Annotated in this window: 15 protein-coding genes; 6 read left to right on the top strand and 9 right to left on the bottom strand. The window is 54.2% G+C overall.

The features are described from left to right. Nucleotides 1–17 precede the first annotated feature (17 nt). Complete coding sequence (locus QY332_02415) at nt 18–1,787, bottom strand: right-handed parallel beta-helix repeat-containing protein (GenBank protein ID WKZ36781.1); 1,770 nt, start codon at nt 1,785–1,787, stop codon at nt 18–20. A gap of 296 nt (nt 1,788–2,083) precedes the next feature. Between QY332_02415 and QY332_02410 the strand changes: the two genes are divergently transcribed. From QY332_02410 to QY332_02395, 4 genes are all read left to right on the top strand, one after another. Continuing rightward, nucleotides 2,084–2,557, top strand: coding sequence for a hypothetical protein (locus tag QY332_02410; protein ID WKZ36780.1), 474 nt, complete (start codon nt 2,084–2,086; stop codon nt 2,555–2,557). A 152-nt stretch (nt 2,558–2,709) separates the two neighbouring features. Then, complete coding sequence (locus QY332_02405; GenBank protein WKZ36779.1) at nt 2,710–4,632, top strand: DUF5671 domain-containing protein; 1,923 nt, start codon at nt 2,710–2,712, stop codon at nt 4,630–4,632. A 163-nt stretch (nt 4,633–4,795) separates the two neighbouring features. Next, on the top strand, nt 4,796–5,929 hold the full coding sequence (gene dnaN, locus QY332_02400; GenBank protein ID WKZ36778.1) for a DNA polymerase III subunit beta: 1,134 nt from the start codon (nt 4,796–4,798) through the stop codon (nt 5,927–5,929). 79 nt (nt 5,930–6,008) lie between these two features. Next, the gene (locus QY332_02395; protein WKZ36777.1) at nt 6,009–8,360 is read left to right on the top strand and encodes a PEP/pyruvate-binding domain-containing protein; all 2,352 of its coding nucleotides are present in this window, start codon (nt 6,009–6,011) and stop codon (nt 8,358–8,360) included. Nucleotides 8,361–8,419: 59 nt separating this feature from the next. On the opposite strand, the gene QY332_02390 is transcribed toward QY332_02395, so the two are convergent. The 8 genes from QY332_02390 to QY332_02355 form a co-directional block, all read right to left on the bottom strand. Beyond that, nucleotides 8,420–9,247: a CPBP family intramembrane metalloprotease gene (locus tag QY332_02390; protein ID WKZ36776.1), complete on the bottom strand. Its 828-nt coding sequence runs from the start codon at nt 9,245–9,247 to the stop codon at nt 8,420–8,422. 102 nt (nt 9,248–9,349) lie between these two features. Then, nucleotides 9,350–9,583 carry a DUF4177 domain-containing protein gene (locus tag QY332_02385; GenBank protein WKZ36775.1) on the bottom strand — a complete coding sequence of 78 codons (234 nt, stop codon included), beginning with the start codon at nt 9,581–9,583 and terminating at the stop codon, nt 9,350–9,352. A 44-nt stretch (nt 9,584–9,627) separates the two neighbouring features. Further along, nucleotides 9,628–10,380 carry an ABC transporter permease gene (locus tag QY332_02380; protein ID WKZ36774.1) on the bottom strand — a complete coding sequence of 251 codons (753 nt, stop codon included), beginning with the start codon at nt 10,378–10,380 and terminating at the stop codon, nt 9,628–9,630. Next, nucleotides 10,381–11,307 carry an ABC transporter ATP-binding protein gene (locus tag QY332_02375; protein WKZ36773.1) on the bottom strand — a complete coding sequence of 309 codons (927 nt, stop codon included), beginning with the start codon at nt 11,305–11,307 and terminating at the stop codon, nt 10,381–10,383. 36 nt (nt 11,308–11,343) lie between these two features. After that, a complete protein-coding gene (locus QY332_02370) occupies nt 11,344–12,135 on the bottom strand; it encodes a CPBP family intramembrane metalloprotease (protein ID WKZ36772.1) in 792 nt (263 codons plus the stop codon). 34 nt (nt 12,136–12,169) lie between these two features. Further along, the gene (locus tag QY332_02365) at nt 12,170–12,820 is read right to left on the bottom strand and encodes an SdpI family protein (GenBank protein WKZ36771.1); all 651 of its coding nucleotides are present in this window, start codon (nt 12,818–12,820) and stop codon (nt 12,170–12,172) included. Between the two features lie 72 nt (nt 12,821–12,892). Continuing rightward, nucleotides 12,893–13,828: a slipin family protein gene (locus tag QY332_02360; GenBank protein ID WKZ36770.1), complete on the bottom strand. Its 936-nt coding sequence runs from the start codon at nt 13,826–13,828 to the stop codon at nt 12,893–12,895. A 17-nt stretch (nt 13,829–13,845) separates the two neighbouring features. After that, nucleotides 13,846–14,271 carry a GntR family transcriptional regulator gene (locus QY332_02355; protein WKZ36769.1) on the bottom strand — a complete coding sequence of 142 codons (426 nt, stop codon included), beginning with the start codon at nt 14,269–14,271 and terminating at the stop codon, nt 13,846–13,848. 197 nt (nt 14,272–14,468) lie between these two features. On the opposite strand from QY332_02355, the gene pdxS reads away from it, so the two are divergent. Together pdxS and pdxT are read left to right on the top strand one after the other, a co-directional pair. Further along, nucleotides 14,469–15,356, top strand: a complete 888-nt coding sequence (gene pdxS, locus QY332_02350; GenBank protein ID WKZ36768.1) for a pyridoxal 5'-phosphate synthase lyase subunit PdxS — start codon at nt 14,469–14,471, stop codon at nt 15,354–15,356. A 31-nt stretch (nt 15,357–15,387) separates the two neighbouring features. After that, a complete protein-coding gene (gene pdxT, locus QY332_02345; protein WKZ36767.1) occupies nt 15,388–15,966 on the top strand; it encodes a pyridoxal 5'-phosphate synthase glutaminase subunit PdxT in 579 nt (192 codons plus the stop codon). The last annotated feature ends 66 nt before the right edge of the window (nt 15,967–16,032 follow it).

Here is a 16,032-nt window from a genome sequence, read left to right as displayed (position 1 = left end):
TTCCATTGAATGGAAGGTTATTTCTTTACCAGTATGAAGGATCCCGTGAAATTGACGCTGACGGAAACATAGCCATCTTCGGTTGTATGTACACCGACGGAGATCTTTTTCCCATCAGAGGGGTCATGCAGGTCTGTGGGGATACCGTTCCCGTCAAGAGGTTGAAGGGGAAGTTCAACCCAGCCGCCGGAGCCATTTTCGGCGGTTTCATCCCAATAGAGTATGGCGAATTCCTCGTTTTCCATCCCTACGGGGATGATGAAGGATACGACCATGAAATCCTCCATGGTCTTTATGAGGGCATTATCCTTGAGTACATTGGCGGTAAGAGCCGATATGAATTCATAGCCTGGGTCAAGCGCGGCGGGCAAGCCCCCGGCAGGCAGACTGTTTATGAAGGCAAAGTCGTTGATCGGACAGGGCAGGATTACATGATCGCCGTTGGGCAGATGCACCGTAATATTGGTCATGGAGCCATCGCAGGTGACCTTCTCGTCGCCGGTAACCGGGATGATCGCGGATAATAAACTCTTGCTGCCTCCACTCCCGCCACCTCCCCCGCCCGGGATCGGGGCGCAGTTTGGATCCTCGACCAGGCTGCCATTGAAGATGTTGTAATCGCCTGAGCCGTTCCCGCCGAAGGTGACACCATTGAAATGCAGCGTGCCATTCGAGCCGGCCTCAATGCCATAGCCGTTTGCGTTGTTCTGGAAGAAGCTGCAGGTGACGGTCGCGTCACCGCTGGCGTTGATCACAATGCCGTTCCCGTCGTTGCCGCTGGCGGTCACGTTGTTCAGGGTAATGTTCACACCGCTCAACGTTGCGCCGTCGCGGTCCAGGATCAACCCGCGTGCATCCGTGAAGCTTGTATTCGAAATATTGATCGAACCGGAATTGGTATTTGCATAGAAGCCGTTACTGTGGCTTAACCCGGTATTGTCTCCGTCGAAACTGCTGTTGCTCACCGTGATATCCCCGGAGTCGGAACTGAGCAGGGCTGTGTTGTTCAGGATGATACTTCGTTGCTCCTGGACATCAACATTGTTCAGGGTGATATCCCCGCTGGTTGTATGGATTGTCACGCTATTCCCAAACAAGACCTCGTTAAAGGCGAGGTCATTCAGCGTAATATCGCCAACCCACGGATTGGCACTTGTACCGATCTGGATGCGATTCGAATCAAAATCGGTCTGTCCGCTGAAGGCGGGGGTTACTGTATCGCCGTTCCACCCGCCTTGAAGAGTCAGGTTAAAACCTTTTAGCGCATTATAGTCCGGTTCATAAATGGGATTCCCTCCAAGGAAGGCAATGTTATGATTACCGCCGCCGGGTACCAGCACGAATGAACCGCCCGGACTGGCAGTGAAGTAGATAATTCCGTCCTGCTCATACATGGAGGCGCTGGTGGCCGGGTTGCTGCTGTCCATGTCGTTGATGAGGAGTTGGGGGGTGGCGAAATTGATCGTGCAGCCGGCACCGCCGGGCAATACCCCCACCGGACACCACATGGGGTCGGTATCTGTGATGATCTCTGCCGCCGCCTCGCTGGCAAGCGGCAGGAGGGTGCCCTCCTCATCCAGAACAACCACTTCGGTGTTCTCTGGGAGATCCTCTAATATTTCCGAAACGGACGGGGGCGCGGGGTCCCCGTCAATTGTTTCCTCCACGACCGGTTCCTCGGGCGGATTCACCTCGTCCGCCAGGACGGCGACCGGGAGGATCAGGCTCGCAAGCAGGGTCAATATAATAATAAGACCGGGAACAAGAAAGCGATCATTAAGTTTCATCTTTAACTCCTCAATCCTCAAATAGGAGAAAACCTTGCAAATCTGATAAGATTTATCCATTTTACGGCTTTCAGCGGTCGGAGTCAATGGAAAACCTTAATAATCATGTAGGGAAAAAGATGAGATTCGGGTTGCCCAGATTTGTCAAATAATTCTCTCGCAGGTGTTACCTATAGTAAATCTTGTTTCTCTGGCAGTACAAATACACCACCCAATAGGGTAGAGCCAGCGCTGAAACTTTTTGGCAGTTTTTTTCGTCAATTTGGAGTACAGTTAAGATGGAACTGGAGGTATTTATGAAACAGGATAGATTTTTGACCGGCATTCTGATAGGCATCGGCGCCCTCATCCTGCTCGCGCTGGGACTGTTCTTCACGCGGCAGGATGGGCGGGATTATGTTGCAGATTCCGCTCCGGACGGCGTGGTGCATAACTATGTACTGGCTGTTTTGAACAAGGATTACCAGAAAGCCTACGGCTACCTTGCAGACCTGGAACACAAACCGGCCTATGAAGAGTTCCGCCGTTCCTTTTTTAATGGCATGGTCAACCCCGGCGATGTGGGCGTGGATATCGGTTCGGTGGAGATCCATGATGATGAGGCGATTGTCTCGCTCGCGATCTATTATTCCAACACCGATCCTTTTTCCAGCCGTTATTCAAACTCCGACCGCGCCCTGCTGGTGAAGCAGAACGGCGCGTGGAAGTTGAATTCCATGCCGTATAACTTCTGGGATTACAGTTGGTATCAGGAGCCGTATCAGCCATAGTTTCATGTCATTGCGAACTTGCGGTTTCGACACCTGCACTTGCGTGCTGGTGCAAGTGTACGGCGGCGCTGGTTGAGTAGCCCGAAGGGCGTATCGGAACCCGCCGCCTACTCAACCACCTGCTTTGTTCGCAATGCCGGAAAGGGAAACCGATGAAAACCATTCGACGACTATACTTTTACGCCGTCGCCGTCATCAGCATCGAAGTGGTGCTGTGGGGCGTCATCAGCCTGTTGCGCTCGATCTTCAACTCCAAACAAGTCGTGGACAGTGCTTCCACACTAGCGCAGGCCTTATCGCTAATCCTGGTGGGTGTGCCGATCTTCCTGATCCACTGGCTGTGGGCGCAGCGCGCCTCTGCAAAGGACGAGGAGGAAAAAACGGCAAGCCTGCGCGCCATATTTTTGTATGGCATCCTGCTCGGCACGCTTATTCCTGTGGTGCAAAACACGCTTGCGCTGATTGACCGCATCTTCCTCTCCGCGGCGAACCTGTACACCACCCGTGCCATCGTCGGCGGTGCTCAGACGTGGAGCGATAACCTGATCGCCATTGTCATCAACCTGCTGCTTGCGGCCTATTTTTGGAACATTCTCAAGGAGGAATGGCGCTCGCTTTCCGAAACTGAAAACTATGCCGAGGTCCGCCGCCTCTACCGCTTCATCTGGATGCTCTACGGCCTGCTCATGGTCGTCTATGGTGCACAGCAGGCATTGGATTATGCCTTTACCCTGTCCACTGGCACGCTGTTGGGGACTGTCGGACGGGAGACAGCCGTCAATGCGATTGCCATGCTCATGATCGGCGGGCCGATCTGGTTCTTCTCCTGGCGCGTCTTACAGGACGGGCTGACTGTTTCGGCTGAAAGGGACTCTTATCTCCGCCTCGGCATTCTCTACCTGCTTTCGCTCGGCGGCGTGGTCATTGTCCTGACGGCGGGCGGGAACCTGCTCTACATGATCCTGATGCGTTTGTTCGCTGATGGGGAAACCTGGACGGAATTCGTGCAAGACATCGGCGCTCCGATTTCCATCGGTGTGCCCTTCGCAGTCATCTCGGCATACTATAGGACGTGGCTGAATCAGCAATTCGCATTCGATGAAAACGCGCCGCGCCGCGCCGGCAAACAGAGACTGTACTCCTACATCCTCTCCTTCCTTGGTCTTGCGGCGGTGTTCTTCGCAGTGCAATCCCTGCTTTCCGTGGTGATCGACCTGCTCACGGGCAGGGCGTATCTAGGCAGCAGCGGATTTGCATCACCGCTTTCCAGCGCGCTGGCGTTCCTTGTGGTGGGACTCCCGCTCTGGCTGTTGACGTGGCGGCCGGCCCAGGCGCAGGCGATGTTGGAGAATGATGAAGGCGAGCATGCACGCCGATCGGTGATCCGCAAGACGTATCTCTATCTTGTCCTCTTCGCTGCCGTCATTGGCGGGATGGTTTCGGCGGGCGGTTTGATCTTCACGCTCATCAACGCCGCGCTTGGCGGCGGGACGGGAAACTTTGTCAATTCCGTTCTTAACACCCTGCAAACGCTCGTATTGTTCGTTGTGTTATTGCTGTATCACCTCTCGGCCCTGCGAAAGGATGGCACAGCCCATGCTGATATGCTGGAGGAAAAACAGTCACAATTCAAGGTGCTGGTCTTCGACCATGATGGCAAGTTCGGCGAATCCGTCAGGACCGTGTTTGCAAAACGTGCGCCGAAACTGCAATTGACGGTGACCAATGCCAATGAAAGAATCGCAAACAGTGTAAAAGCGGATGCAATCATCCTGCCCGGGTCACTGGCGGTGAATACGCCGGCTTCGCCAAACCTCGAAGCGTGGATTCGGTCATTTGATGGGAACAGGCTCATCGTCCCGGATGAGGCGGCGGGCGTGTGCTGGATGAATGATTTTGAGCAGACAGCCGATTTCGCGAAGGCGATGGCGGAAGGGCTGGAGGTCCGCCCGCAATCCGCAGCCCGAAGCACACCGCTGTGGGCGTATGTAGCCTATGTGTTCGCGGCATTGTTTGCGTGCCAGTTGTTGTTCATGTTGATCCTATTTGGGGTTTCGATGGTGACGGGGTTTTAGCCTGCTTCATTGCAAGGAGGCGGGGAGCACCGATGACGTGCACCACGAAGCGAAGCAATCTTCATCCCAGCGGAGGATTGCTTCGCCGCTTCGCGGCCCGCAATGACATGGAAGTTAATGATATACTTTTGAAAATTATTCCACGAAACCGAGGGCGAACGCCATGAAAGTAACTGTCCTTCAAGAAAACCTTGCACGCGGACTGAGCATTGTTTCACGCGCTGTATCGCCGCGCAGTACACTTCCCGTTTTATCGAACATTTTGATCGCAACCGATGAGGGCCGCCTGCGGCTCTCCGCCACCAATCTTGAATTGGGTATTACCTGCTGGATCGCCGCGCGCATCGATGAAGACGGTTCGACGACCGTGCCCGCGCGCACGTTTTCGGACCTGGTGAGCGCCATGCCGAACGATCAGGTGCAATTGAGCCTCGATCTGAAGACGCAGAGTTTACATGTGAAGGGCGGTGCTTCGAATAACGACATCAAGTGCATCGATGCACAGGAGTTTCCTCCGCTGCCCACGCCTGAAATGGACGGCGCAGTCCAATTGAATGTGGCTGATTTCAAGGAGATGATCCATCAGGTTGCGTTTGCCGCCTCGACCGATGAAGCCCGCCCGGTATTGATGGGGGTGTTGATGAACGTGGAAAAGGATAAGGTGACGATGGCGGCGGCGGATGGTTTCCGTCTTTCCGTGCGCAAGGCACAGCTTTCACAGGCGGTGCCGCAGCCGCTCAATGTCATCATCCCCGCCCGCGCGTTGAACGAACTTGCACGGGTGGCTGGCGACGGCGAGGAACCCATCTACATGGTTGTGCCGAAGAACCGCGGACAGGTGCTCTTCCGCGTCAAGGATGTGGAGGTGGTTTCGCAGTTGATTGACGGCACGTTCCCGGATTACCATCAGATCATTCCGCGCAGTTACAAGTCCCGCACGCTGATCTCCACGGCGGCATTGCTCAAGGCCTGCAAACAAGCCGAGATTTTTGCACGGGAGGGCTCGAATGTTGCGCGGCTGGACATCAAGGAATCCAGGGGCGAAATGCAGCCGAGCGAAGTGGAAATCTCGGCGACATCCGAGGAGACGGGGAAGAATGAAACCATCGTCGAAGCCACGGTGGATGGCGGCAGCGTGTTGATCGCCTTCAATGTCAAATTCCTGCGTGAAGCGCTGGAGGTCATCCGCACCCCGAATGTCGCGCTGGAAACATCCGCGGCGAATGCGCCCGGGGTGGTCAAGCCCGTCGGTGACGAGGGGTTCCTGCACGTCATCATGCCGATGCACCTGGGATGATTAAATGTAGAACGAATCCAAATCCGTCAGGCAGTTTGCTCTGGCGGATTTTTGTTATCATTGGGTCAACAGGTTTCCGATGACATTCCCCAGCATTTCCATGGACAGCGTGTTAAAAATATTGCTCTCGTTGAGCCAGTATCCCATTTTAAGTGGGCGCATCCGTTCGCGTATGAGGAAGGAATTGTTCACGCGCGGCATCATCGCAAAGGCCGTGTTCGAGACGGAGGCGCGGAACAAGGCTATCGAGTCACAGGAACGCGAGGGACTGCACGATCCGGTTGTCGAAGAAAGCGCCGAAGTCTGGGAGACCCGGCTTGCGCGTGTACGGGACTCGCTCACCGATTTTTATTTTGCCTACAACCTGCCCTATGCCGAATTTGAAAACATCGTCCGCCAGGCGCTGACAGAGCAGGGCAGTTCTGAATCGGATTTTGTGTGGTTCAACCCGGAGCTTTCCCCGCAGGATATGCTCTTCGAACAGGCTGAAGTCATTGAATTGATGCCGCCCGAAGAAAGGGAGAAGTATGGGGCGCGTTTACAGGAGATCATCGTGGTGCTCATCCGCACCATGATCAGCGATCAGTTGAAATATATCAAGATCGCGCGCCGCTGGTTTACCGCGGGGGACTTGAAGGAAATCCGCAAACGCAAGATCGGCGGGGGAAAGATCGGCGGAAAAGCGGCAGGGATGCTGCTGGCCATGCGCATCCTCAAGGAGACCGCGCCGCCGCAGGTCCGTGAACGCTTCAAGATCCCGGTCTCTTACTACCTCGGCTCGGATGTATTCTATAACTTCATGTCGTTCAACGGGCTGATGCACTGGAACGACCAGAAATACAAGAGCGAAGATCAGATGAGGGCGGATTATTCCATGCTGTGCGCCGAATTTTCAAAAGGGCAGTTCCCCGCGGAGATCATCAAACGACTGGAGGAGATTCTTGTTAAAGCGGGGAATACCCCCCTGATTGTTCGTTCCTCCAGTTTGTTGGAGGATAACTTTGGCACCTCCTTTGCGGGCAAATATGAAAGTGTCTTTCTCCCCAATCAAGGAAGCCGGAAGCGGAAACTCATAGCACTGACGGATGCCATTAAAAAGATCTATGCAAGTGTCCTGGACCCGGATGCCCTGCTCTATCGCCACCACAAGGAATTGGTTGATTATGATGAGCGCATAGGCATCCTGATCCAGTTCGTGGAAGGGGAAAAGATGAGGCAGTATTACCTTCCGCATGCGGCGGGAGTCGCCTTCAGCCGCAACCTGTACCGCTGGTCGCCTCAGATCAAACAGGAGGATGGATTCCTGCGTCTCGTCTGGGGATTGGGAACCCGCGCGGTGGACATGGTGGCGGATGATTATCCGCGCCTTGTGGCGCTCAGTCATCCGGCTTTGTATCCTTCATCTGATATTCGCAGGACAAAAACGTATTCCCAGCAAAGCGTGGATGTGATCGATCTCAAAAACAATAAATTCATCACCGCCCCAGTGCATCAGATCATTCATGGCGATTATCGTGTGCTTCGCTTCATTGCCCAGACTGAACAGGATGGTTACCTGGCGCCTATCCGTTCAACGATGGCAGAGCCTGAAAAAATGGTCATTACCTTCGACGGGTTGTTGTCCCGTACATCCTTTGCGGAAACCATCCGCGACGCATTGAAATTATTGGAAACGCACTACCACTCCCCGGTGGATACCGAGTTCACGGTTGAAATTCTCGAACCCGAAGAACAACGCTCGGACGTTCGCATCACACTTCTGCAATGCCGCCCGCAAAGCCATATTCAGGATTCCGGTGAAGTGCAGATCCCAAGCGACCTGCGGCGTGAAAATATCGTTTTCTCCTCCCAGCGCATGGTCCCGCAGGGCGCGGTGCAAAATATCCGCTATATTCTTTATGTTCCGTCTGAAGGGTATTTCAGACTCGCATCGCAGGTCGAGCGTGTCGCGCTGGAACGTGCCATCGGTCAACTCAATGCTGCGCTAAAGGATGAAACCTTCATTGCTGTTGGTCCCGGCCGCTGGGGCACCTCCACGCCCGATCTCGGCGTGCATGTTGCCTACAGCGATATTTATAATGCACGTGCGTTGGTTGAACTGGCGGGTGAAACTGTTGGCGCGTCATCCGAACCGTCCTTTGGGACCCACTTCTTTCAGGATCTGATGGAAGCAGAGATCTATCCGCTGGTAGTTTTCCTCGATGACAAGGACGCCATCTTCAATCGCGAAATTTTCCACGACACCCCAAACCGCATCGAAGAATTCATCTCCGTTGACAACCGGCAGGTTCTTTCCGCTCTGCGATTGATTGCCGTCCAGGATTACCGCCAAAATCATCACATCGATTTGGTCATGGATTCTCAAAAGAGTCGTGCCGTTGCATTTCTGGTCGAGGATGAGCCAGGGGAAATTTTAGAGGAGGAGGAATAAACAAAATTGGGCGATGATGTGTCGCCCAACTTTGGTGACCTGCAAAAAGAACAAACGTTCTATTTTGTTTGCGCCTCCCCTTCAGGGACGGCTGCCTCTGTTTCCCCAACCTGATCCTGCACTGGGAGCCGTTTCGTCCAAACCAGCCATGTGATGAACAACAACATGCCGATCCATGCCGTCGGTGCGGCCAGCGTTCCGCCGAATGCCATGTTAAAGCCCGGCACAAGGAACAGCACCGGCAGTCCCGCCACCGCATTGACCGATCCATGCGCCAGCGCCGCCGCCCAGGGACTCTTTGTGTTCAAGTACATCCACGAAATGATGATGCCGAGCAGCACGCAAAAGATGATCATCATGAACACACCCAATACCGGATAGCCCGGATAGTTATGTCCCTGCAAGATCGCAGGCGCATGCCAGACTCCCCATATCGCCCCGCTGACCACCATCGCCTTCCATTGTCCGAGTGGCAGCAACTGCGGAAGTAAATACCCGCGCCAGCCCAATTCCTCGCCCAGCGCAAATACGACGTTGATCAATGGTCCCAGCGTAAATGCGAAAGCGATCTGGACGAGAACGATCAAGCCGACCGGAATTGCTCCGCCGCCCGCCGCAGACTCCATTGCACTGCGCATCATCGTAAACTCCAAGTCCAGTACTGCCATGCCGAACAGCACTGTCAGCAGACCGCCGAAAATGGTCAGGGGAATTGGCAGCAGCCATGCCCACAAATAGAAGCGTTTCGGTCCCAGCGTATTCAACCGCAGACTGCTGAACGGTTTCTTCGCAACGAATAACGTGACGATGATTGCGGCGATGCCCGGTCCCCACATGGCAGTTGCCCATAAACCCTGTATCGCCAGTTGTTTGGTTGTGGCATCCATATCACCGAATGCCAGTGGTGCAATGAACAACGTCCACGAGAAGATGAACGTGATGACCAGAAACCAGGTCAGGGATTTTTTTCCAACATTTTTCCTCCAACATTAATATTTGTACTGTGGCATCGAGCGCCGTCGGATCGTCTCACGCGTGAGCGGACGTTTTGCGATCACATTGATCTTGTTCGCGTTCTCAAGGATGTGTGTGGACACGACCTCCCAACCTTCCTCGCCCCATTCATTGAGAAGTGTCTCCAATTCATCGGCGGGGACTCCTTTGAAAAATCCGCCGACGGTTTGCACGCGGTATTCCCATTTTTGAAGTTGATCGTTCATCATCGTTTCCTTATCGTTTTGCTTGAGGTTCTGGCGAAACATCGTTGCTATTCCCAGCGAAATGTCCACGTCGCAATGATCGTTCCCATGATAATGATCCCACCAAGCACAGCCACTTCCATAAGGTGTTCACCGAACGTTTCGCCGAACCATAACCCTCTTAGCAGCGTGACCACATGGGTCATAGGAACAAACCGGGATGTGTTGCGAACCGCCTCCGGCATCAACTCCAGCGGAAAGGTCGTTCCGGAAAGTGCCATCATAGGAAAAAGAAGCACATTCCCGATGATCGTCGCTGTGCGGGGGTTGGGAGCGAGGCTCGCAAGAACAAACCCGAGGGAAATAAACGCGGCAGTACTCAGGCAAATTCCCATGATGAGAGGCAATGGACTGCCGTCAAAACGAACTTTATACACGGTGACGCCAAGAAGGAACAGCAGGAAAATACCCAGAATCGTCATTGCAAAGTGTGTCAACACGTCGCCAAGGATATAGGTGAGCGGACGCAATGGCGTGGCGCGGAACCGACGCAGGACCCCTGCCTCCCGCCGACCCGTGGTTTCGACGGACACGCTCATCAACCCAACCACGGCGATGACGATCGCCGCATAGGATGGCAGAAAAACATCCAGTGCCCCGCGTCCGCCGGACATTGGGTCAGGTTCGTTCCCAAAAATGAATCCCATAAAGATCAACAGCAAGGGAGCAAACAACAGTATAAAGAACACACCCATCGGATCCCGCAGGGAAAGCCTGACCTGGGCAATTACAAGTTTCTGTAAAGCTCGGATTTGTATCATTTAATTCCTCATTTTCTTTCCAGTCAATGCCAGGAATACGTCTTCCAACGTCGGTTGTTCGGTGCGCAGATCATTGAAGCGCGTGGCGCCGGAGTCTAGGGCGTTGACCACACCGCTGACCAATCCCTCCCTTTGTCCGTAGACAATGACTCGTTCGCCGATCCGCTCAACCCGACTGACACTGGGGATCCGCCGCAGGGATTCTTCGTCGAAAGGTTCAACAACATTGAAGACCACCCTGTTTTCCGCTCGTAGTGAAGCGATCAGACTGCCCGGCGTGTCAAGTGCCACAATTTTCCCATGATCCACGATTGCCACCCGGTCACATAGGCGCTCCGCTTCTTCCATAAAATGCGTGCTGAGGAAGACGGTCCTCCCCCGCTTGCGGATGTCCTCTATCAGGTCCCATACTGCCCGCCGTGATTGAGGATCCAACCCTGTGGTTAATTCGTCCAGGAAGACCAGTTCCGGGTCGTTGAGCAGCGCCATGGCAATGAACACCCGCTGTCTTTGCCCGCCGGAAAGCTTATCAACGTAGGCGCCATCCTTCGATTCTAACCCTACTTGTTCCAACAGTTGTCGCCATTCCACCGATTTTCGGTAGAAGGAGGCGAAAAGATCTAACGCTTCTCCCACCTTGATTCGAGGAGGAAGAGCGGCGGACTGAAACTGGATGCCGATGCGTTCCCGCAGCTCATATCCATCCTGCTGCGGGTCCAAGCCCAGTACTCGTATGCTGCCCCGATCCGGTTTGCGTAGACCCTCTATGCACTCAATGGCTGTTGTTTTTCCGGCTCCGTTTGGTCCCACCATTCCAAAGATTTCTCCTTCATGCACTTCAAAAGATACATTGTTTACAGCAGTCACGCCCGGGTATTTTTTGAGCAGACCTCTTGCTTCAACCACAATGGTTTCTCGTATTTTCATGGTTTCCACACTCTAGTATTACATTGAACGTGAAGGTTATAACGCCAGCAACACATGCAAAACAATATCTGCTGAGAAATGCGCAATGATCGCGGATTCAAGTCCGCGTTTCCAGTACAGCCAGCCGAACGCGACACCCGCCACGCCGTTCAGAATGATGGCGCGTGTGATGACCAGTGGCGTGAGCGGAAGAAGATTTGCCGTGGCAGGCAAATGCCCCAGACCAAAAAGGACAGCCGCAAGAATGTTTGCAACCCAGAACACTGCACTGGTTGGTTTGCCTTCCGCGGTTTTGCTGATAAACGAACCAAGCCACACGAACAGCGACATGACGAACAGGCGCAGTAGAATCTCTTCAGTGATTCCGCCATAGAACGATGCAAGAAATCCCTGCCATGCAGGCGGCTTTACGGATCCGCTTGCCAGGGCTTCTGCGGCATCACCCAACTCGCGTAGCAAGGCAGGTTGAAAGATGGCGACGTCTAACACGAGGATAAGCCCTGCCGCAGCCACGCCGATGCCGATGCTCATCGGCAGGATCGCCCGCACTTTGTCAGCGACGGATTCTCCTGCCAGTTTCGCCTCCAGGATCGGGGTTCCAAGACCGACGCGGTTGGCGAAGAAGAGGCCGAGCGCTGTCAGTATGGCAAACATCACGGCGTTCTGACCAATTTGAATGGCGAGAAGAAGCGGTACAGGAATTGGTAATTCCAGTTCCTGCAAGATTGTGCCTTGTAACGTCAGCGTGTATGGGATGACGGCAATAACACCAAAGACTGCCGCGATCCATACGATGAAAAAGATCTTCCAGTTGAACGGTTTTTTCATGTTGTTTTCCTTGTTTCACGTGAAACAGGTTTGGCTACGCTTTCGTCTCGCGCTGGTACAGCACAAAGGAGTAGATCACCAGGAAGACCGCCGAGCCAAGGACGGGCGCAAGCGTCAGCCATACAGCGGTTGGACCGCCGAAGAAGGCTCCAAGGAAGGCGAAAACTCCCGAAGCCATGAACAACACCGAGCCGAGTTGATGCGTCTTGTCCCAAACGGTATCGCTGGAGAGAGTCCAGGGAGTCCGAATCCCGATGAACCAGTTGCGCTTCGCCTGCCTGAGCATGTAACCGACGGCAATGAACAGGATGCCCATGAACGGCAGCATCGCAGCGCTCATCCTGAAGTTTTGATACCCGAGGTTCCAGGCGAGCGTCAGCCCGTGGATATAGAGCATGAACGCGGTGATGAACAGGATAAAGAGATTGAATACGCCGCGGAATTGCGCGATGTTCGCCTTGAGCGGGTCGATGTTTGGGATGGCGAGGAACAGCGCGAACATGCCGAGCGTAACCAGCGGCATCATCCACACGCCCCAGAATTTGGACATATAGCCGTCCACTTCGTCGTTCGCATTCCAATGCGAAGCCATCTGCCCAGGCAGTTGATTCCACAAGAGCGCGCCCGCAATGACGGCCGCGGCGACCAAGATGAGAACGAGGATGGCGGTGAGTTTGGTTGACATTCGATTTCCTTTCTGTTGTTTCACGTGAAACGTTATTTGCAGGGGCGCCGTGCCGCATGCGCCCCTGCGGGATTATTTATCTTCCTTCGGCAGGTGGCTCTGTCCCAGCGCAACCATGCCGCTCAGCCCGCCGAGATTCATCGTATCCACTGCGGACGACGGTACGATGATCAGCGCACCCTTTTCCTTCAGACCTTCGAAGAGCATGTTCATGGCGCGCAGATGCAGCGCCGTGGGATTGTTGATGTATGCCTGTGAAGCTTCTGCAAAGGACGCTGCGATCTGCTTTTCGGATTCGCCGAGGATGACACGCGCTTGACGTTCGCGTTCCGCCTGTGCCTGCCGCGACATGGCATCTTCCAGATCCTGCGGGATGACGATATCGCGAATCTCCACCGACTGAACCGTCACACCCCACGGCGTTGTGCGCTCGTCAATGACCTGTTGCAGTTCCTGATCGATCGAACTGCGCCCGACGAGAATATCCGCCAGCATCTTCTTGCCGATGATGTCACGCAGCGCGGTCTGTGCCGCCCAGTCCACGGCGGCGCGGTAGTCTTCCACTTCCAACGCGGCTTTCTCGGCATCCCATACCACCCAAAATAATACAGCATCCACGTCTACAGGCACGGTGTCTTTTGTCAGCGTTTTCTGCGCGGCGAACGGCGTGACCATCACGCGGTGATCGATCCACGTTGGGGTCGTGTCCACGATGGGAATGATCCAGAACAAGCCGGGTCCCTTCAGCCCGTGAAACTTGCCGAGCCGCAACACGATGACCTTCTCCCATTGCGATGCGACCTTCAACGCGAACAAAATATACACGCCGATCAACATCCAAAAAACAACCCAGCCGCCAAGCATGGCATCGGAATATTTCCCGTCACCAAGGATCGCGCCGAGAACGGAGATCAACAGGAACACGGCAAAAATAGTCCCTGCAATTGGCGGGATGTGCTGGTCTTCCTTTTTGTTTTGAACAAGCGACTTAAGGTATCTTGAATTCATTTTGACATTCTCCTTCTTCATGATTCTTCACCATCTTCGTCATTCGCTTCTTTTCTGGACTTCAACCTGCCTCCGACCATCAGGCTGACCTCGCGCTTCGAAAATCCCAACCGAACAGCCTCGCTGATGAATCGGTCTGTCAGTTCCAGCAGGGACTCGCTGCGCAGTTTTTCACTGACCTCTGGCGGCGGGATCTCTGTGATGAATGTTCCGCGTCCTTGTTGCGTGGAGATGATGCGGGCTTCGTCCAGGATACGATAGGCACGTGCCACGGTGTTGAAGTTGACACGTAGTTCCAAGGCCAATGCACGGATGGTCGGCAGTTGATCGCCTGGTTTCAATATCCCGTTCACCAGTTGACTTTGGATCTGGTTCACGATCTGGGTGTAGATGGGCAGCCCTGAATGAAAGTCAAGTTGCAGGGTGAGTTGTTTTTCTTTCATGGGCGATCCTTTATTGTACTAATTGTATCATTGTATGCATTGTAGCACTCCGGTGTATTTTGTCAAGAGGAGAATCCTGCTCTTTCGCAGTGTCAGGTTTCAGCCAAGGCGAGGCGATTCGTGTTTACAGTCCTCTTATGATTTAAAGATAGTCTGCATGGTAGAATTTATATGCAATTACTACAAGGAGTAACTCAATGGAAGCAAAGACTGGTACCTGGACAGAGAAAAAAGGTTTAGCCCAAATGTTGAAAGGCGGCGTCATCATGGATGTGGTGAATGCCGAGCAGGCCAAGATCGCGGAGGATGCGGGTGCGTGCGCGGTGATGGCGTTGGAACGTGTGCCTGCCGATATCCGCGCGGACGGCGGTGTGGCGCGCATGTCCGACCCCGACATGATCCTGAAGATCATGGATGCGGTGTCCATCCCGGTGATGGCGAAGTGTCGCATCGGTCATTTCGTGGAAGCACAGATTCTCGAATCGCTTGGCGTGGACTACATCGACGAATCCGAAGTGCTCACCCCCGCAGATGAAGAACATCATATTTTGAAACACAACTTCAAAGTGCCGTTCGTATGCGGATGCCGCAACATCGGCGAGGCATTGCGCCGCATCGGTGAGGGCGCGGCGATGATCCGTACGAAGGGTGAAGCAGGCACCGGCGACGTGGTCGAAGCGGTGCGTCATGCCCGTACGGTGATTGGTGCGATCCGCCAGTTGCAGACGATGAGCGATGAAGAATTGATGACCTTCGCCAGGAACAACGGCGCGCCGTATGAATGGGTGAAAGAGACCAAGGAACTCGGACGCATGCCCGTGGTCAATTTTGCGGCGGGCGGTGTTGCGACTCCCGCGGATGCGGCCTTGATGATGCAGCTCGGCGTCGACGGCGTGTTCGTTGGCTCGGGCATCTTCAAGAGCGGCAACCCCACCCAGCGTGCACAAGCCATCGTCAAAGCGGTGACGCATTATCAGGATGCCTCCATCCTCGCGGAAGTGAGCAAGAATCTCGGCGAAGCCATGGTGGGCCGCAATGCCGCACAAATGCCAGAAGCGGAACGTCTGGCAGTGCGTGGCTGGTAAAACCGAACGGTCTACCGTCCATGGTCCAAAAATGAAAATTGGAGTTCTCGCCCTGCAGGGCGATTTTTCAGAACATAGTTCCATGCTCAAAAGAATCGGCATGGAGACTGCCGAAGTACGTTTACCGAAACATCTCGATGGATTGGATGGATTGATCATGCCCGGCGGCGAATCCACGACGATCGGCAAACTGGCGGTGGCGTACGAGTTGATGGAACCGTTGCGCGAGTTTGGAAAGTCCCATGCCATTTGGGGAACGTGTGCGGGTGCGATCTTCCTTTCCAGGGATATCGGGCGCGACCAGCCCCTGCTTGGGTTGATGGATATCAAGATCCGGCGCAATGCGTTTGGACGGCAGGTGGACTCGTTCGAGACCGATCTTGAGATCGATGAGTTGTTCAACGTCACCGGCACGGAACATTCCTATCACGCGGTCTTCATCCGCGCACCGATCATTGACTCGGTTGGTAAAAAAGTGAAGGTGCTTTCGAAACTGGAAGATGGACGCATCGTCGCGGCGCAGCAGGGCCATTTGCTGGCGACCTCGTTCCATCCTGAGTTGACGGACGATACGCGCTTTCATGAGTATTTTATTTCGCTCGCAAGTTGACATGTCGTTGCGAGGAGCGAACAAAGTGAACGACGATGCAAGCTCCTCATATCAGGGGATTGCTTC

Source organism: Anaerolineales bacterium (assembly GCA_030583885.1).
Lineage (GTDB): Bacteria > Chloroflexota > Anaerolineae > Anaerolineales > Villigracilaceae > Villigracilis.
Note: the sequence above shows the minus strand (reverse complement) of the source record. Positions and strands in the feature narration are given on the sequence as shown.